The 22,945-nt window shown below is 65.2% G+C and carries 20 protein-coding genes; 10 read left to right on the top strand and 10 right to left on the bottom strand.

The window, feature by feature from the left end; translation table 11 throughout:
* Nucleotide 1: 1 nt before the first annotated feature.
* From RMCB_RS17355 to RMCB_RS17330, 6 genes are all read right to left on the bottom strand, one after another.
* A complete protein-coding gene (locus RMCB_RS17355) occupies nt 2-1,639 on the bottom strand; it encodes a dipeptide ABC transporter ATP-binding protein (protein WP_062829752.1) in 1,638 nt (545 codons plus the stop codon).
* A complete protein-coding gene (locus RMCB_RS17350; RefSeq protein ID WP_062829751.1) occupies nt 1,636-2,502 on the bottom strand; it encodes an ABC transporter permease in 867 nt (288 codons plus the stop codon). Before RMCB_RS17350 ends, RMCB_RS17355 begins: the two co-directional genes overlap by 4 nt.
* Nucleotides 2,499-3,482 carry an ABC transporter permease gene (locus RMCB_RS17345; protein WP_234792153.1) on the bottom strand — a complete coding sequence of 328 codons (984 nt, stop codon included), beginning with the start codon at nt 3,480-3,482 and terminating at the stop codon, nt 2,499-2,501. The genes RMCB_RS17350 and RMCB_RS17345 overlap by 4 nt, the downstream gene beginning before the upstream one ends.
* On the bottom strand, nt 3,467-5,095 hold the full coding sequence (locus RMCB_RS17340; RefSeq protein ID WP_062829750.1) for an ABC transporter substrate-binding protein: 1,629 nt from the start codon (nt 5,093-5,095) through the stop codon (nt 3,467-3,469). Before RMCB_RS17340 ends, RMCB_RS17345 begins: the two co-directional genes overlap by 16 nt.
* A 213-nt stretch (nt 5,096-5,308) precedes the next feature.
* Nucleotides 5,309-6,019 (bottom strand): SGNH/GDSL hydrolase family protein, encoded by a 711-nt coding sequence (locus RMCB_RS17335; RefSeq protein WP_062829749.1) that lies wholly within the window; start codon nt 6,017-6,019, stop codon nt 5,309-5,311.
* A 6-nt stretch (nt 6,020-6,025) separates the two neighbouring features.
* On the bottom strand, nt 6,026-8,296 hold the full coding sequence (locus RMCB_RS17330) for an MMPL family transporter (protein ID WP_062829811.1): 2,271 nt from the start codon (nt 8,294-8,296) through the stop codon (nt 6,026-6,028).
* 517 nt (nt 8,297-8,813) lie between these two features.
* Here RMCB_RS17330 and RMCB_RS17320 point away from each other — a divergent pair.
* Together RMCB_RS17320 and RMCB_RS17315 are read left to right on the top strand one after the other, a co-directional pair.
* A complete protein-coding gene (locus RMCB_RS17320) occupies nt 8,814-10,058 on the top strand; it encodes a flavin-containing monooxygenase (protein WP_063979630.1) in 1,245 nt (414 codons plus the stop codon).
* Complete coding sequence (locus RMCB_RS17315) at nt 10,055-10,804, top strand: O-methyltransferase (RefSeq protein WP_062829747.1); 750 nt, start codon at nt 10,055-10,057, stop codon at nt 10,802-10,804. Before RMCB_RS17320 ends, RMCB_RS17315 begins: the two co-directional genes overlap by 4 nt.
* Here RMCB_RS17315 and RMCB_RS17310 read toward each other — a convergent pair.
* The 3 genes from RMCB_RS17310 to RMCB_RS17300 form a co-directional block, all read right to left on the bottom strand.
* Nucleotides 10,756-11,409, bottom strand: a complete 654-nt coding sequence (locus tag RMCB_RS17310) for a rhomboid-like protein (RefSeq protein ID WP_029366840.1) — start codon at nt 11,407-11,409, stop codon at nt 10,756-10,758. The genes RMCB_RS17315 and RMCB_RS17310 overlap by 49 nt on opposite strands.
* 95 nt (nt 11,410-11,504) lie before the next feature.
* The gene (locus RMCB_RS17305) at nt 11,505-12,170 is read right to left on the bottom strand and encodes a VldE C-terminal domain-containing protein (RefSeq protein ID WP_029366839.1); all 666 of its coding nucleotides are present in this window, start codon (nt 12,168-12,170) and stop codon (nt 11,505-11,507) included.
* A gap of 132 nt (nt 12,171-12,302) precedes the next feature.
* The gene (locus RMCB_RS17300; RefSeq protein WP_308213633.1) at nt 12,303-13,241 is read right to left on the bottom strand and encodes a helix-turn-helix transcriptional regulator; all 939 of its coding nucleotides are present in this window, start codon (nt 13,239-13,241) and stop codon (nt 12,303-12,305) included.
* Nucleotides 13,242-13,317: 76 nt separating this feature from the next.
* On the opposite strand from RMCB_RS17300, the gene RMCB_RS17295 reads away from it, so the two are divergent.
* From RMCB_RS17295 to RMCB_RS17285, 3 genes are all read left to right on the top strand, one after another.
* The gene (locus RMCB_RS17295; RefSeq protein ID WP_062829810.1) at nt 13,318-14,172 is read left to right on the top strand and encodes a helix-turn-helix domain-containing protein; all 855 of its coding nucleotides are present in this window, start codon (nt 13,318-13,320) and stop codon (nt 14,170-14,172) included.
* Between the two features lie 130 nt (nt 14,173-14,302).
* Complete coding sequence (locus RMCB_RS17290) at nt 14,303-15,421, top strand: hypothetical protein (protein ID WP_062829745.1); 1,119 nt, start codon at nt 14,303-14,305, stop codon at nt 15,419-15,421.
* Between the two features lie 86 nt (nt 15,422-15,507).
* Complete coding sequence (locus tag RMCB_RS17285) at nt 15,508-16,095, top strand: hypothetical protein (RefSeq protein WP_062829744.1); 588 nt, start codon at nt 15,508-15,510, stop codon at nt 16,093-16,095.
* 25 nt (nt 16,096-16,120) lie between these two features.
* Here the strand turns inward: RMCB_RS17285 and RMCB_RS17280 are convergent, their stop codons facing one another.
* Nucleotides 16,121-16,996: a glycoside hydrolase family 16 protein gene (locus RMCB_RS17280; protein WP_029366835.1), complete on the bottom strand. Its 876-nt coding sequence runs from the start codon at nt 16,994-16,996 to the stop codon at nt 16,121-16,123.
* Between the two features lie 340 nt (nt 16,997-17,336).
* Here RMCB_RS17280 and RMCB_RS17275 point away from each other — a divergent pair, with 340 nt between their 5' ends.
* Genes RMCB_RS17275 through RMCB_RS17255 form a run of 5 tightly spaced genes read left to right on the top strand, consistent with a single transcriptional unit; the run spans nt 17,337 to nt 22,936 of the window.
* Nucleotides 17,337-18,983 (top strand): ABC transporter substrate-binding protein, encoded by a 1,647-nt coding sequence (locus RMCB_RS17275; RefSeq protein WP_062829743.1) that lies wholly within the window; start codon nt 17,337-17,339, stop codon nt 18,981-18,983.
* Entirely contained in the window at nt 18,983-19,960 is a 978-nt protein-coding gene (locus RMCB_RS17270; RefSeq protein ID WP_062829742.1) for an ABC transporter permease, read from the top strand. Before RMCB_RS17275 ends, RMCB_RS17270 begins: the two co-directional genes overlap by 1 nt.
* The gene (locus tag RMCB_RS17265; RefSeq protein WP_029366832.1) at nt 19,960-20,922 is read left to right on the top strand and encodes an ABC transporter permease; all 963 of its coding nucleotides are present in this window, start codon (nt 19,960-19,962) and stop codon (nt 20,920-20,922) included. The genes RMCB_RS17270 and RMCB_RS17265 overlap by 1 nt, the downstream gene beginning before the upstream one ends.
* 26 nt (nt 20,923-20,948) lie before the next feature.
* Nucleotides 20,949-21,935 (top strand): ABC transporter ATP-binding protein, encoded by a 987-nt coding sequence (locus RMCB_RS17260; protein ID WP_062829741.1) that lies wholly within the window; start codon nt 20,949-20,951, stop codon nt 21,933-21,935.
* Entirely contained in the window at nt 21,932-22,936 is a 1,005-nt protein-coding gene (locus RMCB_RS17255) for an ABC transporter ATP-binding protein (RefSeq protein ID WP_062829809.1), read from the top strand. Before RMCB_RS17260 ends, RMCB_RS17255 begins: the two co-directional genes overlap by 4 nt.
* Nucleotides 22,937-22,945: the final 9 nt, after the last annotated feature.

Genomic DNA, 22,945 nt, shown 5'->3' with positions numbered 1-22,945 from the left:
GTCAGCCTCCGGAGACAGATTGCGGTTCGGCGGCCCTGGGCAGGCTCGCCAACAACTTCTGGGTATAGGGGTCGCGCGGCGCATCGAATATCTGCTCGGCAGTGCCGGATTCGACGATCCGGCCACCACGCATCACCAGCACTCGATCGGCCATGTGATGGATGACGCCGAGGTCGTGTGAGATGAACAGGTACGACAGGCCGAGCCGCTGCTGCAGGTCGGTCAGCAGGTCGAGCACCTGCGCCTGGATCGTCACGTCGAGTGCCGACACCGGCTCGTCGCAGACGATGACATCGGGCTCGGAGGCCAGCGCCCTGGCGATGGCCACACGCTGGCGCTGACCTCCGGACAACAGCAGTGGGCGCCGACCTAGATGCTCGGCCGGCAACCCGACGTCCGCGAGCAGCTCGGCCGTGCGGTGCCGCCGCGCGCCGGGATCGCCATACACCTCGGCGGGCAGCGCATCCTCGATGATGCGCCGCACGGTCCAGCGCGGGTCGAACGATCCCAGCGGATCCTGGTACACCACCGAGATCCGGCGGCGCCGCGACCGCCGCTGCGCTTCGCTCACACCGCTCCAGGGTTCACCGGCCAGCGTCACGGTTCCGGCGTCGGGCTCCAGCAGCGCCAGCGCGAGCCGGGCCGTCGTCGTCTTCCCGGACCCTGACTCGCCCACGATGCCGAGCGTCTCCCCCACGCCGAGCGTGAACGAAACATCGTCGACTGCAGCGCGTTCCACACCGTCGGGTCCGGTGAACACCTTCCGCAGTCCCTCGGCGGCCAACAGCACACCGTCCCTGCGCGGCGCCGGCGCCACCTCTCGGGCCGGCGTGCCCGACAGTCGTGTGCCTTTGCGGTGGGCGGCAGGCACGGCGTCGAGCAGGGTCCGGGTGTAGGGATGGGCCGGCTGCGCGAGCACCGACGCGACCGGGCCTTGTTCGACCAGTAGACCGTTTCGCATGACCGCGAGGCGATCGGCCAATCGGGTCACCACGGCCAGGTCGTGACTGATCAGGATCAGGCCGGTACCACGGTCTTTCATGCTCTGCAGCAGGTCGAGGATCTGCGCCTGGACCGTGACATCGAGTGCCGTGGTCGGCTCGTCGGCGATGAGCAACGGAGGATCGAGCGCGATCGCCGAGGCGATGAGGGCACGCTGGCGTTGCCCACCGGAAAGTTGGTGTGGTAACTGGCGTGCTCGCAGTTCCGGTTCGGGAACGCCGACCGCCTCCAGCAATTCGAGCACCCGCTCGCGTCGCCGGGAGCGCCCGCCGAATCGGTGCAGCCGCAACGTCTCGGCGATCTCACTGCCCACGGTCCTCAGCGGGTCGAGCGAGACCAGCGCGTCCTGCAGCACGAAACCCACCTGAGCGCCCCGGATGCGGCGCCAGTCCCGATCCCGGTTGCCAAGTACGGACCGACCCTGCAGTTCGAGGCGCGCCGCGCTGACATGCGCAGTGGCACCGGTCAATCCGAGAAGGGTGCGGGCGGTGACGCTCTTGCCTGAACCGGATTCGCCGACGATGGCGAAGCACTCGCCGGGCGCAACGTCGAACGACACTCCGCGCACCACAGGTTGCGGGTCGCGGGCACCGAATGCGACGGTGAGATCTTCGACGCGCAGCAATGGTGTGGTCATGTCAGGCGCCCTTCGAGTCGCTGCTGCAGGTGACGGCCGAGCACCGTGACGGCCAGGGTGCAGCCGACGATCGCAAGGCCGGGAAAGAGCTCCAGCCACCACGCCGTCGACACGAAATCGCGTCCGGCGTCGAGCATCGCGCCCCACTCGGGTGCCGGTGGCGCGACACCGAGCCCCAGGAAGCTCAACGACGAAGCCCAGACGATCGACTGCCCGACACCCAACGTCGCCAACGCCACCAACGGCCGCATGGCATTGGGAAACACGTGCCGCCACACGATCCGCGATGGTGCGTGCCCCAGCGCCACCGCCGCGTCGACATAGCCCGAATCCTTGACGGCGATCACCTGCCCGCGCACCATCCACGCGTAGCCGGCCGCGGATCCCAATGCGACCGCGACGATCTCGGTCGCGACGCCGGGCCCGAACACCGCGATGAACAACAACGCGATCAGCAAGCCGGGTATCGACAGAACGACTTCGAGGAATCGGCTGATCGCACCGTCGGTGATCCGTCCGCCGAGACCCGCCGTGAAGCCGAAGACGATCGCGAAGGCCAACGCGAGAGCCGTTGCGCCGGTGCCGATCAGCAGCGAACTGCGGGCGCCGAAAACCACGCGTGTGTAGATGTCGCGGCCCGAGGCGTCGGTGCCGAACCAGTTCTGCGGCGATGGGCCCTGCAGGGCAGCGCCGATGTCGGTGTCGAACGGGGACTCGTGGGTGAACCACCCCGGTGCGACGGCCCACGCCAGAACCAGCAGCAGGAACAGCGCCGAGAGCCATACTGCCGGCCGGAATCCGCGCGCCGACACAACGTGCAGCGTCGACCGAACGGCGGTCGCGTCCGCGATGTTGACGGTCATCGGCTGGCCCGTCGCAAGCGCGGATCTATCCGGCCGAATGCGGCATTCACCGCGGCGTTGGCGATCACGTAGACCGCTGCGACGAACAACGTCACGCCCATCACCACCGGCATGTCATGGGCGATCACGGCATCGACGAGCATGCGTCCCAGCCCAGGACGGACGAAGATGGTCTCGACGATCACCGCGGTCGAGAACAACGAACCCAACGCCCAACCGGACAGTGTGAGCCCCGGCAGCACGGCATGGCGCAGAGCATGCCGCCAGCGCACTCCCCAGTCGCTCATCCCGCGGGCACGTGCCGAAACCGCAAAGGGCTGTTCGAGTGCCGACGAGAATTCGTCGCGGGTCACCTGCCCGAGGAATCCCGCCAGGGGCAGCGCGAGGGTCAATGCGGGCAGGACGAGCCCGTCGAAACCGCCGTCGCCGACCACCGGAAGCCAATGCAGCTGGAAGGCGAAGATCACCAAAAGCACGATGCCGAGCCAATATTGGGGTAGTGCGGCCAGGAAGGTCTCCACCGCCGAGCCGATCGCGGAGACCGGCCGACTCCGGTGCGCCGTCAGCAAGGTGACGGCCACGGCAATCACCCACGATGCGGCCAACGACACAGCGGTGAGTGTCAGGGTGGGGCCGATCTGTTGCACGATCATGTCGGTCACCGGTTGTTTGCGGCTGTAGGACGTGCCGAGATCACCACGTACCAAGCCACCGAGGTAGTGCAGGTACTGGGAGAGCACCGGCTGGTCGAGCCCGTACTGAACGCGGACCGCGGCGATCTGCTCCGGTGAGGGCTTGGCGCCGGCGCCGCCGAGGATCGCCAGCACCGGGTCGGTGCGCATCAGCTTCTGCGCGAAGAAGGTCAGCGTCGCCGCACCCCACAGCACGCCGACGACACCGGCGACCCGACCGGCCAGCTGCCGCACCCGGATCGGGGTGCGGCGCGCTGCAACCGCGAGGTCGGTCACGGTGCCAGCCACGCGTCATGCAGGACGGGTTCGCCTTCGGAGGGTTCGATCCAGACGTCCTTGAGCCGCTTCTTGCTGACCAGCCGCGTGGTCTGCGGATACAGACCCAGGAAATAGGCGTTCTCGGCGACCACTTTCTGCACGGTGTCGTACAGATGCTGTTGCTGCTCAGGCTCGTTCGAGGCCGCGACCTCGTGCAACGGGCCGTCGATGGCGGGATTCTGCACCCACGACATGTTGTTGCCGGGCGCCAGTTTCAGCGAGTCCGTGGAGTACACGATCGACAACACCAGGGGCGTCGGGCTGTTCCAGTAGGCCCCGGCCAGCGCGTCGTAGGCATTCGGATCGGTGAACGCCGCGTAGTACTGGTCCTGCGGAATCGGTTTGAGGACGAGGTTGAAGCCGATCTCCTTTTCCGCGGCCTGGATGTCCTGGTAGAGCGTCACGTCGGCCGGTGGGGTGTCGCCGGGGTCGGACGAGTACACGACTGTCGCGGTGAGTTGCTTACCGTCCTTGGTACGGAAGCCGTCACCGTCGCGTTGCGTCCAGCCCGCCGAATCGAGCAGGTGATTGGCCTGGTCGGGGTCGTGCTTGTAGAAATCGCCGAGGCTGTCGTCGACGAACGGGGTGGTGGACGACAGTGGGCCGTGCTCCCAGTTGAAGACGCCCAGGTATGCGCTCTTGACGGCGGCCTCCGCGTTGGCGCCGTGGATGAACGCCTGGCGGACGGCGGTGTCGGTGAAGGGCGCCCGAGTTGTGTTGAGCGCGAATCCGTTCGGCTGCCCGGTGTGAGTGAATTCCTGCAGGGTCAGGTTCGGGTCGTTCTTGAGTGCGGCGTTCTGCTGCGGCGGCGGGTTGAAGATGAGATCGGCGCCCTGCCCCTGCACCGCGGCGAACCGCACCGAGCCGTCTTCCAGGAACTTCCAGCTCACATGGTCGAGATAGGCCGGGCCCTGATGCTTGGCGTCGGCGGGTGCGGAGTTGTAGTCGGGATTGCGGTCGAGTTCGACACTCTGGCCGTGGACCCATTCCTTGACCTTGAACGGACCGGTACCCACAGGGCTCTGGCAGTTGACGCCGAGGCCCCGCGCCATGGCCTTGGGCGACTCGATGCCGAAGAACGCCTGCGAAAGAACCGGCAGCAGGGCCGAATACGGCTTGGACAGTTTGATCTCGAACGTCGCCGGGTCCACCGCCCGCGAGGACTGATAGTACGGCTTCAGATAGCCGGCGTCGGTCAACGACTGTGTTGCGGGGTCGAGCATCTGGTCGAAGTTGGCCTTGACCGCGGCGGCGTCGAGTGGCTCGCCGTCATGGAACTTGACGCCTTGCTTGATCTTGAACGTGTAGGTCAGTCCGTCAGGTGACACGGTCCACGAATCGGCCAGCCAGGGCACCACCGTGCCGTCGCGGCGTTCGGAGACCAGAGAATCCAAGAACTGCCGGGCGACGTAGGTCTGCGGCATGTCGCCGTTGTTGTGCGGGTCCAGGCACAGTGGTTCGCGGTCGGCGCCGTAGACGATCGAGCCGCCGCTGACCGGTGTGCCCCCGCCGTTCGACGAGGTCTGACCCGAACCACCGCAGCCGGATAGCGCCAGGCCGGCGACAAGGGCCACCGCGGTCATTGCGGCAGCACGGCGGGAGGGAAAGGAATCTGGCATCGGTGGTTGGTCTTTCGGTGCAGCGATCAACGCCACGCACGCACGGCCCGCACGCCCCACGGAGCTGGGCGTGCGGTCTGGCGCTGGTGTTGTGTTATCGGGTGGTTCTGGCGGATAGGGCTCAGAAACAATCCCGCGATCCGTCGGATGCCGGAAGTAATGGAATCGTGGCGATCCTTATCCGGTCACGAAGTCCTCGATCAGGTCCGCGATCATCGTCGCGCCTCGAGTGTTCTGGTGCAGCAGGTCCGTGGTGAGCTGTAAACCTCGGCGGCGGGAGATGTCGTCCAGGGAGCGTCGGAGCATAAAGTGCTGGAGCGCCCCACCCGCCATGAGTGCCAGGTTGTCACGGTAGTGGGTACCTGGTTGGTGCCCTCCCCCGGTCAGATATTCGATCTGCCGTTCGTTGAGCGGAAGATATGTCACACAGGCGCTTTCAGCGATCTTCTTGAGCACCGCACTGTATTCCTGGGAGCGCCGCACCGATTCGGACCCGATGTCCTCGCCGAGCACCGGAAGCGACAGCAGCCCGATGCGAGCCGACGTTTCACTCGCCAACCGCTCGATGATCGCGGCGACATTGTCGGCAAACCCCTCGATGCTGGGCAGCCGGGTGAGCTTGTTCATCCGCCGGGCCCTGGCGCTGCTCTTCGCCGACATGCTGGCGGCCACGTCGTTGCTGCCGATCAACACCGTCACCACGTCGGGCTGCCGTTCGACGACTCCGGCAAGGCGCCGCAGCATATTCTCGGCGAGCTCGCCGTTGACGCCGGCGTTGGTGAAGGCATAGGCCGCCAACGATGTTCGATCCGACAACATCGCCACGTAGTCGGCGCTGAGTTGGCCGCGGGTGATGCTGTCGCCGAGGCACACGACATGTCGGGACATGACGGGTTACTGCACCTCCTCACTGTCGCGGCGTTGCGCGGGCACCAATCGGTGCTTCGGTGCGGCAGGGGCCGGTTCCCCGTGGGTGATCCCGATGTGCTTGTGCAGCCAAACCAGCGGCGCCGGCGCCCACCAGCTCCACGTGCCCATCAGGTGCATGAACGCCGGCACCAACACCGTTCGCACCAGCGTGGCATCGACCAGGATGGCCAGGGTGAGGCCGAGGCCGAACATCCGCATGAACGACACATGGGCAGCGGTGAGCGCCGCGAACGAGATCGACATGACCAGCGCGGCAGCGGTGATCACGCGCCCGGTGTGCGCGACACCCAGGGCGACGCTCTCGTCGGCGGCGGCGCAGGTACGTTCCGACGCCAGCCAGAACTCCCGGATCCGGGATACGAGAAATACCTCGTAGTCCATCGACAGACCGAAGGCGATGCAGAACAGCACCACGGGCATGTTGGTCACGAGCGTCCCGGTGGCCGTGGTGCCCAGTCCGCCAAGATTGCCGTCCTGAAATATCCACACCATGGCGCCGAACGCGGCGCTCAGCGATAACACGTTGAGCACCAACGCTTTCAGCGGCAGGAGCACACTGCCGGTCAGCATGAACAGCAGGAGCAGCGAGATCACGGCGATCACCCCGAGAACCCCGGGTAGCCGGGACATGATCGCGTTCACGGTGTCCCGGTTGGTTTGCGCTGTCCCGGTGACGTAGACGGTGCGGCCACCCGGGCCTGCCAGGGCATGGATCTGGTCGAGCTGGGTCTCCGACGTCGACGAGAACAGCGGGGCCGTGCTGGCTGCAGTCAGAAACACGCTGCCCTGCGCTTCGCCGGTCGCCGCCGACGGTGGGCCGGTCTGCACCCCGTTGACGAACGTGCCCATCGGTGTGGACACAGCGGTGATGCCGGGGACGCGGGAGAGATCAGCTGCATAGTGGGTAATGTCTTGCGGCCCTATCCCGTTGGCGTCGGGGATGACCACCGAGACCGACGTGGCGGGGTCCGCGTCGAATCCGGTGCGGAGTTGGTCACCGACCTGATGCGGCGACGCCGAACTCGGTAAAACGCGGTCGTCGGGGAAGCCCCACTTGACGCCCAGGAACGGCACACCGAGCAGCACCAGCAGCGTGACAACTGCCAGCCCGATGGAAATGGCGTGGCGCATGACGAATCTCGTCGAGCGGTACCAGAATTGCTGCTCGACCGGGCGGGCTCTCGGAGGCGATCTACGCAGCAGTCGTCGAACGTCCAGGGCATCCAGTCGGGTGCCGAGCAGGACGATCACTGCCGGCGTCACCACCACCGCCACGATCGCCGCAAAGGTCACCGTCGCAACGCCCGCGTAGGCCAGGGACTTGAGGAAATGCATCGGGAACAAGATCAGCGCGGCCATGGAGAGCGCGACCGTCGTCGCGGAGAACAACACCGTGCGGCCTGCCGTCACCATGGTGCGCTCGAGCGCATCGTCGCGGCCGGCGCCGTCCGCCAACTCGTCGCGGTAGCGGCTGATGATCAACAACGTGTAGTCGATCGCGAGCGCAAGACCCATCGCGGTGCTCAGGTTGAGGGCGAAGATCGACACGTCGGTGGTGAACGTGATCAACCGCAGGACGGCCAGCGCCCCCGCGATCGCCATCACCGCGACCATGACGGGCAACGCCGCGGCCAGCAACCCACCGAAGACCCACACCAACACAAGGAAGCTGAGCGGTATGGCGATCGACTCCATCAGCAGCAGATCTTTCTGCGTCTGCTCGGTGATCCCCGCGTTGACCATCGCCGGCCCGCCGGCCCGCACCGTGACCGAGCCGTGGTCCCGCAATATCTGCTCAGACAGCGTGTTTGCGTAGTTGGGTGCGTCCCGCTCTCCGCCAGTGATGCCGGCGACGACCAGTCCCGACCGCCCGTCTCGACTGATGAGCTGAGCGGCCGCAGCCGGCGGCACTGTCCACGCGGACGTCACGCTGGCGACGTGCGGTGAGCGGTGCAGATCGTCGACGATCGCGGTGCCGGTCCGACGGGCATCTGTGCTGTCGGCACCGTCCGGCGAGCTGACGACGAACACGAGTTGTTGATCGCCCTGGCCGAATCGATCGGCGAGCATTCGCGTCGCGATCGCCGATTCGGACGCCGGGTCTTCGAACCCGGTCGGCGAAAGGCTCTTCGCCACCGGGATACCGAAGACGGCGGCGACGACCATCACCAGCGCCGCGACGGAGACGGTCAGTCGTGGTGCCGCGATGGCGAGCCGAGCAATGCGGTGCAGCAAGTTCGTGCCCTTTGCGGACGACATTTCCAGCTACCTTGACGACTTGCGATGTTACAGCGGCAGATCGAGGTTCTGGGAGCCCTTGACCGGATCCGACACCGACCGACGAAGCGCGATCGATTCAGGCCTTTTTGCCGAGTCAAAAATCAAGAACGACAGGGGATGACGGACATTTCCAGGCATGCGAACGTTGAACCGTGGCGCGGGCAGCACCGTGTCATCAGTGACGACCAGAATGGAGCGCTGACGACCGAACCTGATCAACCATCACCAGTTGTACCGAGCCCGCCGGACGAGAATGCAGTAGTGCATTACTCAATCTCGCTGCACTACGCGCCGTCCATAATTCACAGAGTTGGAGACGGCCCCAGGACAGGACAGATCATCCGGCGCATTGCGCCAATTTCGATCCGCAGCACTGCGCGAACGTTGTTTTCCGTTAGCCTGAAATGACCGACGCCACAGGCCAGCCCCTTTGAGGCCCGAACAGTGATAGCTGAGCGAACGGAGGCGGTGGATGACCACCGAGGCTCGGAACCTTTTTGACGCCATCGTCATTGGCGCGGGTCCGTCCGGCCTCGCTGTCGCACGCGAGTTACAGCATCGGCACGGCATCAGGGCGTTGATCCTCGATCGCGCTGGGGCACCGGCGATTTCGTGGCGAACACGCTATGACAACTTCCGCTTGAACACCTCCGGCTTCCTCTCCCATCTCCCGGGCCAGAGAATCCCCGTCGCGGCGGGACGCTGGCCTACCAGAGAGGACATGGTCGCCTACTTCGACAGCTACGTCGAGCGTCAGAACATCTCCCTGCGCTACGGATGCGAGGTCAACCGCGTCGACCGCGCATCATCGGAGGGTTGGCAACTCGACACCTCGTCGGGCACCATCCGGACACCGGTGCTCGTCTTCGCCACGGGCAACTACCGAACGCCCGTCATCCCGCCCTGGCCCGGGCTCAGCGACTTCACCGGCGAAGTCACCCATTCCGCAGAGTTCCGCAACGCGAAGCCGTATAGGGACCGCGACGTCCTGGTGGTCGGCGCCGGGAATTCGGCCGCCGACATCGCAGTCCAACTCGCCGACAACGGCGCAGGCCGGATCTGGCTTTCCGTACGCACTCCCCCGCACCTCGTCCGCCGGGCGCTGGGCCCGATCCCGTCCGACGTGTTCCTCGAGCTGTCCTCCCGGGTTCCGGCGAGTGTGGTCGATCCACTGATCGCGCGCACCCACCGACTGGTGTGGGGCAGCGATCTCTCCGTATACGGTTTTCAGCGGCCGCCGTTGGGGCTGAAGGCAACTGTCGAACAACGTGGCCGCATCCCGACATTCGCCGACGAACTCGTCGACGCGGTGCGGGCCGGACGCATCGAGGTGGTCTCGGCGGTGAAAGCAGTCGGGCCCGCCAGCGTGATGCTCGCCGACGGCTCGTCCGTCGCACCCGACGCGATCATCGCCGCCACCGGGTTCAGCCCGGATCTCGACAAACTGGTCGGCCACCTCGGCATCCTGGACGAACGCGGCAATCCCCGCGGTGGCTTCGCGGGCCACGTCGGCGACGGCCTGTTCACCATCGGCTACGGCATACCGCCCAACAGCCCGCTGCGGTCGATCCGCAGGCACGCGACGCGACTGGCGCGCGACATCGCGCATTACCTGACCGAGCACTCCGCCAGAGTCCAAGCGCCCCAGTCTTTCTCGACGACGGAAGTGGCACGCGTGCGCGGCAGGCGGGCCGCCGAACAAGGCCGGCTCCGATGACCCTCAAACGTTTCCTGGCGCCGCTGCGCTGGTCGGTCATCAACACCTTCCTGCTGCCGCGAACATTCGCGCGGACCGGCCAGTTCGGTGACGGCCGAGAAGCCGCGGCCGCCGAATATGTCCTGGCCAACGCGCGCCGAGGCGACGTCGACGACGTGCTCGACGCCATGGACCGATTCGCCTACGACAAGACCTTCCTGATCAGCGTCGGCGATGAAAAGGGTGCATTGCTCGATACCGCGGTCAAACGCGCCGAAACGCGGCTGGCCCTCGAGCTCGGCACCTACTGCGGGTACGGCGCGTTGCGCATCGCCCGGGCCGCGCCGACGGCGAAGGTGTTTTCGGTGGAGTGGGCGCAGGCGAACGCCGACATCGCGCGCAGAATCTGGGCACATGCCGGCGTCGACGACCGGATCACCTGCGTCGTCGGGATGATCGGGAACGGTGGCCACACGCTACAGGCGCTCGAAGACCACGGATTCGCACCCGGCACCCTGGACCTGCTGTTCCTCGACCATGTCAAGAGCGCATACCTGTCAGACCTGCACAGCATCATGGAGCGGGGATGGCTACATCCCGGCTCGATCGTCGTCGCCGACAACGTCAAAATCCCGGGCGCGCCGAAATACCGCGAATACATGCGGCAACAGCAGGGCAGAACGTTCGACACGATCGAGCACAACACCCACGGCGAGTATCAGACCGTGGTCCGCGACCTGATGCTGGAGTCGGTCGTCCTGCCCTGATCACCCGACGGCCGGGTGAAGGGGTAGCAGCACAGGCCGATCAGCAGAGCGCACAGATGCCCGATGGCGGTGAAGTTGATGTTGCCCACCAGGGCAGCTCCGAAGTAGATGAAGGCCGTCCCCAGATAGACCCACCGCCACGGTCGCACAATCCGGTACGCCAGCACCGCGCCCACCCCGACCAGGAAATAGCTGACCCCGATGTCGCGCACGTGCACCAGACGCTCTGGCGCGAGGTGATCGTGGATCGCCAGGTACAGCAGACCTTCGCTGATGTAGGTGGCCAGTACGTGGGCGATCAAGCCGACACACAGCCATCGGATTTGTCCGAGCCAGCGTTCGGCGGGCGCGAGGATCAGGCTGAACAAGACGAGATACGGCGTCCAGAATCGGCCATCGATCCAGAAGAGGCTGGTGACCAGCACATACAGCGGGTCAGTCTCCAGATGATGGATGTTGGTCGAGCTCTGAACCAGCAGGACGTGCAGGTCCCGCCCGTGCAGTTGATGCTGAATGATCGTGGTGACCAGCAGGGCAGCCAGCCAGATATAGGTCAGCGGCGCGCTGCGGACGTACCGCCACGCCGCTGTCAGCCACGATTTCAGAAGCACGCGCCCAGTATGCGCACGTCGGCGCCTTCGCGCCCCGGATCGAGCTGTGGACGAGCTGTCAGCCTCGTCCGTGGCGGCAGCCCGGCGGTCTAGCGCACGTAGACCTCGCCGCCGGTCGGGTAACCGCCGCCGGTGGTGGTGAGGTGGACGTGGTCGTAGTGACCGTAGCCGCCGGCCTGTGAACCGCTGGGCGTGTAATACGTGCCGCGCCAGATCGCATCTTGCAGTCCGAACCGGTCCGCATTCTTCAAGGCATAAGCGACGATCGCGTTGCCCAGCGCGATGCCCGCGGCGCTGCTGGGGTTGGGAATCATCACGTCGAGCGCCAGGCCGTCGGGATGCCACCGCAGCGCGTCGGGGCGAACCCCGCCGATCTCGTGGATCTCGGGAAACGCAGCACTGACGGCACGAGCCGCCAGGATTGTTCGCACCTGCAATCCGCGCTCGGGTGCGACCCCGACCGGCAGGAACCTGGGCACGACGGCGACAGGTACCACGCGGTAGTGCGACCGCGACGCCGACTGTAAGGACACGACGGACATGCCCGATTCCCCGTCGGACGGCGCTGACGAGAACTTGCTCCGCACCGGCGTGACCAGCTGCGGACCGCTCGCGGCATCACCCTCGATGGCTTGCGTGGCAGTGAGTTCAGCGGCGCTGCCGCCGACTGCGAAGAACACGGCGGTCGAGGCGAGCACAGTGGCCCCGACGGCCGGAGATACCCGCCGTCGGCTGGCTAATGCATGCCGACCCACACGGAGCACCATACGAGCGGCACAGGATCCTCGCAGCAACCCCCCAGTCGATCTTGGAGTTTCCTCAGAGTGTCGCCAATTAACACACAATCACGCATTTGCGGCGCATCGACACGCTGTTGAGACCTGCGGTCAGCCGATCCGATAGTCACGGGGGGTCACGCCGACGCGTCGCCGGAACGCGGTCGCGAAGTGGTTGGGCGTTGAAAAGCCCACTGCCGCAGCGATTTCGGCAATCGGTCGAGTTGTGGTCAGCAGCAACGTCTTTGCCCGGTCGATCCGGCGATCCAGCAGGAACTGATACGGCGTGGCGTGGAATGCTGCCCTGAATGCCTTGATGAACATGCCGACCGGCATCCCGACCGATAACGCCAGCGCGTCGAGGGTGATCTCGGAGTCCATGCTGTCCTCGAGATATTCGACGAGCATGGCGCAGGTGGCGTCGTCCAGCGTGGCACGGTCGGCGTTCACCGGTCGAGGTTCGGCGGTGTACGCATCGATGATCAGCAGGCGCAGGGTTTCCGCGGCCGAGTCCGTCAGCAGTCTCGCCACCGCATCGTCACGGTCGGTGACGCTGTAGATCTCGTCGACCAGATGATGGATGAGCGGATCCCGGTACTTCACCCGCGGGAGCAGGGCGGTGTCGCCGATGGCCTTGCCTGGAATGGCGATCTCGCAGTACCCCGCGATGTCGCCCTGAACCAGAGCGGCGCATGCGATGCCGGCAGGCTTCCACCAGATGTCCCCGGCCGACGGCGGAATCCGACCGGACGGACCCCAATCGAGGACGGTCTCCATCCTGCGCATGGCTCCGCCGCGGTACACGTAGACCAGATGATGGGTGTCGTTGGCGCTGCACCAGTCGGTCGGCGCGGCGATCCGCTCGGTGGCGAACATGAACGACATGCCGCGGGCGGTGACATCCTTCTGCTCCAGCACGATGCGCGGCGTCATGGGCCGATCACCATCCCACGGCTTGAGCACCACTCCCGGAACCTCCGACGTCGGTGAGCGCGGTGAGTGTAGCGGCACGAGCAACTCGTGCGCCCGAAAATGAATCGAAACCGCCACCTCGGCATCCTCGGCTCGCTACGCTCCAACCCAAATTGACGCAGCCGCATATCGCGCAGGGGGGTCGCCTGTGTCCATGAAGCCGTGGGATGGCGCGCGGCCGAAAACCCGACGCGTCGTGCTGGGCGAGAAAGCCGTCGCCACCCGCGGGCTGTCCTTACGGTTCGCGACCGAAGAGATCCGCTCGTCGACGGACTGGTGCTGCCACGACGGCAGCCGCCACCTGGTCTTCGTGCACCGCGCCGGTCGGCTCCGTTCGATGGAGACCAACCTGGACTGGGGACCGTCGGGACGAACGCTGCCCGCCGCGGGTGACATCTGGGTGGTCCCGGCCGGAGACAAGTGTGCGGCGCTGGTCGAAGGGGACACCGCCGCGTTCTGCGAGATCGCCATCCCAGATCGGCTGCTCGGTGCCACCCCGCTGATTCCGCGCATCAAACACCGTGACCCATTGATCCATCAGTTGGTGGAACGGATCCACAGCGTTGCCGATCGCGGTGACGCCGGCGCGCGATTGCTGATGGACTCAGCGGGTGAGACTCTGCGGCTGCTGCTCGCCGACACCTATACCGCGTCAGCTCCGCGTCGAACCGAGCACAGGCCCGACACCCTGGATGCGGCCACCCGCTCGATGATCATCGACTATCTCGAGGACAGCATGGACTCCGAGATCACGCTCGAAGACCTTGCGCGGCAAGCGAAGATGTCGGTTGGCAGCTTCATCAAGGTATTCCGGGCCGCGTTCCACACCACGCCGTACCAGTTCCTGCTGGAACGCCGGATCGAACGGGCCAAGTCGCTGCTGCTGACGACTTCGCGGACCGTCACCGACATCAGTGCGATGGTCGGCTTCTCGACGCCCAACCACTTCGCCACGGCGTTCCGGCACCGGGTCGGGGTGTCGCCCCGAGCCTTCCGCAGCCACCGTTGAACAAGAATTGAAACCTGTTACAGAATGCGAATGTTATTCGGCAACTTCGCGGATACCTTCACGCGGTCAGTGATGGCTGACACCCATTGACCCGAAGGAGACCCAGTTGCCACTCGCCCTACGACCCTACGTGACCGCCGGTGTCGCCCTCGTCGGTGCCGGCGTCATCGCGGTGACCCCGGTCGCCGCTCCCCCACCCGCAATCCAAACCCACGCAGTGCAACTCAGCGCGGCGATCGACAACCCCGTTGACGTCTTCACCCCGGTGTTCGATCAGGCGGTCGCCGCGCTTCAGACCGCTATCCAAGACGAAATCGCCAATCCGCTTCCAGTGGCCAGAGCGATCCTCGCGAAAGCGACTGCAGACGGGAAGACGCTGGGCGATATCGCAACTGCGCTCACACCCGTCATCGAGAACATGGTCACCGGATTTCCGGTCACCACCGGAGTCGCGTTGAACAAGCTGGCCGAGGGAGATCTGGATGGCGCGCTCGGTGCGTATGTCGGATTGTTTTTCGGTCCCGTCTGGGTTGGCTTCATGCAGTACCAGAAGGTCGTCGGACTCGTTCAAGACAAGTTCGAAATTGCCCAGCGGGTCACGACAGCGGCGATGTACTACGCATGGGGCACGATCGCTGTCGCGTCGTCGGCATTCGGATTCGCCCAGACGGTGGCCGCCAACCTCGAAGAGGTCGGCAAGTCCATCGGTACAGGAGACCCGACAAATGTGGTCAACGCCGTCGAGCACGGGGTCGCCAACGTCGCCGCCGCAGCAATCAGCCAAGCCAGCTTCCTGAAGTTTGCGCTGGACTTCCGCGGCCGACTCGCCACGGCCATCAACCCGCCGCCACCCGACCCCGAGGAACTCACCGCCAAGGTGACACCGAAGGCGACGACGCTGTCGCTGCCCGCTACCGAGACACCGGCGATCGAAGCGCCCGCCACGGAAGCCACAGCTGAAAACTCCACCGGGACAACGGCTGCGAGCAGCACAGACGTCAAGACCACACCCGAGGCAACCGCTCCCGCTGCCCACGACACCGCGGTCTCCACGCCCGGCAAGACGGGCACGACGACGAACAAGACCGCCGCCAAGCGTGTCTCGGACGTCGGCAAGCGAGTCTCGGACAGCGTCAACAAGATTGGTGAAGGACTCAAGAAGGCACTGTCCAAGCCGGCCAAAGCAGACAAGCCGGCCAAGGCAGACCACAGCGACGCCGGTGCCGGCAGTTCGGGGGACGCCACATAGCACCGACGTGATCGGCCCCCTCCCAGCCAGGGAGGGGGCCGATTTTGGTGCGAGGACGCCGCCGTCGGCGGCCTGACAATGAGGTAATGCATCGACTCACCGTGAGCGCCGCAGCGGCACTGTCCGCCGGAATGTTCGCTGCACCGCACGCGGCCGCGTCCCCCGACGTCGGCGCATTGGCGGCGCTGAAACCGGTCGACTACGACAGCTATGCCACGTACAGCACGTACGGTGCCGGCGGTTGGCAGTTCGCGACTGCCGACGGTATCCACTGCCGCATCATGACGATTACCCGTTGGCAGAGCCCGCCGACCGCGTACTGCTGGGGCGCTCTGCCGGGCGTCACGGGCACCACCAACTATGCCTTCGCCAAGGGTCCATGGTTCGGCCCGGCGGACGATCCGAGATCGGGGTTCGACACCGTGAAGCTCGATGACTTCGAAACCTACCGAAGCTACGAGCACCGCAGTGGTTCCGAGGTCGACAGGGTTGACCCGGCGTCGTACCACCTGCTGCCGACCGGCTCGAAAATCGTTGTGCCAGAAAGCTCCTCGGCGGTCACCTGCGGTGTACCGAGCGACCACAACGTGGTGTGTACCGTGGCAGACCCCGGCGACGGCGGGCCGTGGCAGTACGGATTCGTGTTGAGCCCGCAGGGCAGTAGGGCGTTCTAGGACCCTCTGCCCCGCGGGCCGGCGATCAGCCCTGGAAGACGCGGATCCAGTCGATCAGCATCTCTGCCGGGTAGCTGCCACCGCTGGGATCGCGACCGCCCGAGCCGCCGACAGCGATGTTGAACACCGGCACCAGGGTGTAGCCCGGATCGTTGAACGGCCAGTCGTCCAACGAGTTCGCCGGAACCTGGAAGAACGGCTCCATCCCTGGCGCGTAGTCCTTCCAGAAGTACATGCCCTGCGGCGTCCACGACATCCGCCAGGTGTGCCACGCGCCGTCGATCGGGTGGGGATCGGTGGCGAACGATTCGCCGTCCAGGCGGGCGTGCACCGTTGTGCCCGAAGGCCAGTCGCGGTTGCCGTACCACTCGACCAGATCGACCTCGCCGCCGCGGACGGGATCGTCGTTGAGAAGCCAGAACGCCGGCCAGGCGCCGTCGGTCAGGCAGTTGAGCTTGACTCGTGCCTCCCACGTGGTCCCGATGCCGCCGCGCCAGTTTCCGACGACCTTGGCGCCGGCGTACTTCTCCTGGATCGTCGTGCCCGGCCCGCGCGTCGCGCGGATGACGAGGTTGCCCTTGCCGTCCTGGAACACGTGGTCCGTATCGGTCACGTACCGCCCCATGTTGAACGGTTTGTCCCATTCGACCGGGTTCTTGATGGTCTCGCGCTCGGGCACCAGGTGCCACCACGTCGGATCTGGCGGAGACCCCGCAGGTCCGTTGAATTCATCTTGGAACAGGTAGGCGGGAGTTCCAGCAGCAGCAGCCGGCGCAGGAGCGCCGGGCGCGGCGGGTCCGGGCGGGTTTCCCCCGACGGGGTCTGCGTTGGCAACCCCTGCAGGCAGCGCCGCGGCTGCCACCCCCAGACCCATCATGAACATCACACTGCGACGATCCATATCAGGCACAGCCACACAATAGATGGGCTAAAGACGCTCCTGCGTACTTAGGTGCTGTGAACACGTGCGCGTCCGGCGGCGATCTCGTGGCCATCGGGGTAAACCTGCAGCTCCCGGCCGGATAACGCCATCTGATCAGAACGAATCCAAATTGGGACCTCGAACAGATCGCTCCACACGCCAATTCGACCCTGAACTTCTGCTCACACCGCCGTTACACAGGAGAAACTTCGGCCTCTCAGGTTGCGGACCGTGAATTTTCCCGAAAGATGCTCACCGACGGACGCAAATAGCGTACAGCTGTATCGGAATCGTCCGGGTCATATTCGAGGGGAACTAGATGATCACACCGCGCAGAGCTCTGACCGTCGCCAGCATCACCGCGCTTGCCGTATTCGGCGTGGCCGCGTGCGGGGGCGGAGGCAGCGGCGGCTCGAGCGCCAAGCAAGGCGGTGAGATCAATGTGAGCATGACCTCGTTCCCGGACTATGTGGACCCACAGCTCTCGTACACGCTCGAGGGCTGGGAGGTGCTCTACAACACCTACACACCGCTGCTCACCTACAAACACGCCAAGGGCGAGGCGGGTACCGAGATCGTGCCGGGCCTGGCCAAGGCGACGCCCGAGGTGTCGGCCGACGGCAAGACCTACAAACTCACGTTGCGGCCGAACATGAAGTACTCCGACGGAACGCCCATCAAAGCCTCCGATTTCACCTTCGCCGTCAAGCGGTTGTTCAAGGTGGACTCGGGTGGCTCGGTGTTCTACAACGTCATCGCAGGCGCCAGCGACTATGCCGACGGCAAGGCCGACACGATCAGCGGCATCAAGACCGATGACGCGAGCGGCGACATCACCATCACTCTCAACGAGCCCAACGGCACCTTCGACCACATCCTCGCGCTGCCGTTCGCCGCGCCGGTCCCGCAGACCACCCCGCTCGACAAAGACGCGACCAACAACCCGCCGCCGAGCAGCGGGCCGTTCACCATCACCAAGGTCGACGCGCCGCACACGCTGACGATGGAACGCAATCCGCAGTTCAAGACGGTCAAGGACGCCGGTGCCGACGAGGTGGCCGACGCGCACGTCGACAAGATCATCGTCACCCAGAACAAGAGCAACAGCGCCCAGGTGACCGGGGTGCAGCAGAACCAGATCGACTTCATGACAGACCCGCCGGACGCCGACCGGCTGCCGGAGGTCAAGGCCCGGTACGGAAATCGGTTCCGGCTGGAAAACTCCATCAACACCTATTACTTCTGGATGAACACCCAGCGTGCGCCGTTCAACGATCTACGGGTGCGCCAGGCCGTCAACTACGCGATCGACCCGGAGGCCCTCAACCGCATCTTCGGCGGCCGGCTCCACCCGACGCAGCAGATCCTGCCCCCGGGCATGCCGGGCTACCAGGAGTACAAGCTCTATGCCGGGCCCGATATCAACAAGGCCAAACAACTGATCGCCGAGGCGAATCCGGCCGACCGCGACATCACCGTGTGGACCGATGACGAGCCGGACCGCAAACGGATCGGTGAGTACTACCATGACGTGCTGACCCAGCTGGGCTTCAACGCCACGCTCAAAGTGATTGCCGGCGACGTGTATTGGACGACGATCGGCAACCAGACCACGCCGGACGTCGACACCGGGTTCGGCGACTGGTTCCAGGACTTCCCGCATCCGGACGATTTCTTCCGCCCGCTGATCAACGGCAAGAGCATCCTGCCCACCAACGGCAACAACTTCTCCCGGGCCAACTTCCCCGAGTTGGACGCGAAGATGAACCAGCTTCTCACCCAACGGCTTTCCGATGACGTGAAGAAGGGGTACGCCGACCTGGACAAGGCTTACATGGAGCAGGCGATCTGGGCGCCTTACGGCAACGAGCAGTTCACCACGTTCGTGTCCGACCGCATGGATTTCGACAACAGCTATCACCATCTACTGTTCAACCAGGACTACACGTCGTTCGCCCTGAAGTGATGGCGACCGCCGTCGAAGGACGCAGCCCTTGGCTTCTTGCCTGGAATCGGCTGCGCCGCAACAAGGTTGCGCTGTTGTGCGGAGGCCTATTCGTCGTGATCGTGCTGTGTTGCCTGGCCGCACCGCTGTGGGCCGATCACGTGGCCCACACGACGCCGAACGAGAATCACATCACCGACAAGGTGCTGATCGACGGAGAAGAAACCTACGTCGTGTCACCTGACGGCACGCCGTTGGGGCCCGGGCTGCACGGCCGCTATCTGCTGGGCGCTGATCAGAACGGTCGCGACGTCATGGTGCGGCTGCTCTACGGCGGGCGCACCTCGATCTACATCGGACTGGCCGCCGCGCTGACCACGACGGTGCTGGCGGTGGTCATCGGACTGCTCGCCGGTTACTACCGGGGCTGGATCGACGCGCTGCTGTCGCGGGCCATGGACGTGGTGTGGGCGTTTCCGGTGCTGCTGCTCGGGATCGCGTTGGGCACCGCACTCGCGCTGGGCGGCGTGAAGCTCGGCCCGGTGCAGGTGGCCGGCGACTCCCTCTGGATACCGATCCTCATCATCGGCTGCGTGTATGTGCCCTACATGGCCCGGCCGATCCGAGGCGAGGTAATGGCATTGCGACAGAAGGAGTTCGTCGAGGCCGCGGTGGCCATGGGCAAGGGGCCGCTGCGCATCATGGCCTCTGAACTGCTGCCCAACATCATTTCGACCATCATCGTGTTCTTCACCCTCAACATCGCCAACAACATGCTGTTGGAATCGGCGTTGTCGTTTCTGGGCGCCGGAGTGCGGCCCCCGAACGCGTCGTGGGGCACGATGATCGCCGACGGGTACCAGACCATCTACACCGCACCGCATTTGACCATCGTGCCCGGGTTGATGATCGTGATCACGGTGCTGTCGCTCAACGTGTTCGGGGACGGGCTGCGTGACGCACTCGACCCCAAGGCCCGGATCCGGTTGGAGCACTGATGCTCAGATTCGTCGTCCGACGTGTTGTCGGCATGGTGGCGGTGCTCTTCGCGATCTCGGTGCTGGTGTTCGTGATCTTCAACGTGATCCCGAACTCCAACCCGGCTGCGCGCATCGCAGGCAAGAACGCCAATCCCGCACTCATCGCACGGGTCAGCCATGACCTCGGCCTGGACCAGCCGCTACCGGTGCAGTACCTGACCATGATGAAGCAGATCTTCACCGGCCAGCTCACCTCCTATGCGAGCAATCGCAATGTGGCCGAGCAGATCTGGGAGGGACTGCCCGCGACGCTGTCGCTGTGCATCGGTGCCGCGGTGCTGTGGATGGCGCTGGCCATCTGGTTCGGGTATCTCAGCGCCGTGCACGCGGGCAAGTTCACCGATCGGGCGTTGACGGTCCTGTCTCTGGCCGGGATCTCGATGCCGGTGTTCTGGTTGGCCGCGATCCTGCTGTACTACCTGAGCTACAAGCTGGAGCTGTTCCCGTCGAGTAGTTATGTACCGCTGGCCGAGAATCCGCTGCAATGGGCGTATCACCTGATCCTGCCGTGGATCACGTTGGCTGTCCTCTACGTCGGGTTCTACAGCCGGGTGCTGCGCACCAACATGCTCGACGTGGCCCACGAGGACTACGTGCGGACCGCGCGCGCCAAGGGCATCAGCGAACGGCAGGTCCGCATCCGCCACATCCTGCGCAACTCGCTGATTCCGATCGTGACGTTGTTCGGGCTCGATTTCGGCGCGGTCGTCGGCGGCGGCGCGATCCTCACCGAAACCGTCTACAACATCAACGGTGTGGGCCTGTACGCGGGCGAGGCGATCCGCACACTGGACCTCCCGCCGCTCATCGGAGTGACGATGTACGGAGCGTTCTTCATCGTGCTGTTCAACACGGTCGTCGACCTGGCGTACGCCTACCTGGATCCACGAATTCGGCTCGGAGAGGCGGCACCGGCATGAGCGACGCTTGCGAGCGAATCATTGGCATGAGTGAACTCCTCGAGGTCGACGAGCTACGCGTCAGCTTCACCACCGAAGACGGTGTCCTCGAGGCCGTCGACGGAGTGTCCTTCACCCTGGCCCGCGGTGAAATCCTCGCCGTTGTCGGGGAATCCGGGTCAGGGAAGAGCGTGACGGCACAGACCTTGATCGGCCTGACCCGCGGCCCCAACACAACCATTGCGGGATCGGTCGGCTTCGCCGGTCGAGAGATCACCGGACTCGATGACGATGCGCTGCGCACGGTGCGAGGCGAGCACATCGCAATGGTGTTCCAGGACCCCATGACATCCCTGAACCCGGTTTACCGGGTTGGCGATCAGATCGTCGAGATGATCCGCGCGCACCGCGATGTCTCGAAGGCTCAGGCTCGCGAGCAGGCCGTGGAACTGCTACGCGCCGTGGGCATTCCGCATCCGGAGCGTCGGGTGCGGGACTATCCGCACGAGTTCTCCGGCGGTATGCGGCAGCGCGTCATGATCGCCATGGCGCTGGCCCTGGAACCGGAGTTGCTCATCGCCGACGAGCCGACGACCGCACTGGATGTCACGGTCCAGGCCCAGATCCTGCGCCTGATAGAGCAACTCAACGCCGACCGCGGGCTGGCGGTTGTCCTGATCACGCACGACCTGGGTGTGGTGGCGGAAGTCGCCGATCGCGTCGCGGTGATGTACGCCGGACAGATCGTGGAGAACGGCACCCTCGACGAGATCTTCTACGATCCGCAACATCCGTACACCTGGGGCCTTTTGGGATCGATGACGCGCCTTGATCAGCCCCGCACGGCACGCCTGACGCAGATCTCCGGGCAACCGCCGTCACTGCTCGATCCACCGCAAGGATGCCGGTTCGCCCCACGCTGCCCGCATGCGTTCGACAAGTGCGTCGAGCCTCCCCCATTGGAAGCCCGCAACAGCGGTACCCATCTGGATCGCTGCTGGCTGCCGCTGACCGAGAAGTGGGACCGGCGGTGACCGCGCTGTTGGAAGTGACCGACCTGATCAAGCACTTCCCGATCAAATCCGGTGTGGTGATCGACCGGGAGGTCGCGCAGGTGCGGGCGGTCGATGGAGTGAGCCTGACCCTCAACGAGGGTGAAACGCTGGGTCTGGTCGGTGAATCCGGCAGTGGCAAGTCGACATTGTGTCGAGCCATCCTGCAGCTCATCAAACCCACATCGGGGTCGGTACGCTTCGCCGGCGAGGAATTGGTCGGGCGCTCGCCGCGTGAACTGCGTCGGATGCGCCGCGAGATCCAGATGATCTTCCAGGACCCGTACGCGTCGCTGAACCCGCGCAAACGCGTGGGCCAGATCATCGGTGACCCGCTGGAGTTGCATGGTCTGGCCAGCGGGGCCGACCTCAAACGCAAGGTGCAGGAACTGCTCGACCGGGTCGGCCTGCGCGCTGAGCACTACAACCGGTTTCCCCACGAGTTCTCCGGCGGACAGCGCCAACGCATCGGGATCGCCAGAGCCGTTGCCCTACAACCCAAGCTGGTCATCGCCGACGAGCCGGTGTCGGCGCTGGACGTCTCGGTGCAGGCGCAGATCATCAACCTGCTCAAGGAACTGCAGGAGGACTTCGGATTGTCCTACCTGTTCGTGGCTCACGATCTGGGAGTGATCCGGCAGGTGTCGGACCGGGTCGCGGTGATGTATCTCGGCAAGGTGGTCGAGAACGCCGACGCCGACGCCCTGTACGGCAGGCCGCTGCACCCCTACTCGAATGCGCTGTTGTCCGCGGTGCCCATCCCGGATCCGAAACGCAATACCGAACGCGAGCGGTTGGTGCTCGAGGGTGATGTGCCCAGCCCGATCAACCCGCCGCCGGGCTGCAGCTTCCACACGCGGTGCCCGTGGTGCACCGAGGTGTGCAAGACGGACACGCCTCCGCTGGAGGAACTGCAGCCCGCGCACGCCGCGGCGTGCTTCCATCCGAGAAACCTGCTCGACTTGACGCCGAATTCGACGTAGATGCAGTAG

Origin of the sequence: Mycolicibacterium brisbanense (assembly GCF_001570425.1) — a bacterium.
GTDB lineage: Bacteria > Actinomycetota > Actinomycetes > Mycobacteriales > Mycobacteriaceae > Mycobacterium > Mycobacterium brisbanense.
The sequence above is the reverse complement of the archived record's forward strand: the minus strand, read 5'-3'. Positions and strand labels throughout refer to the sequence as shown.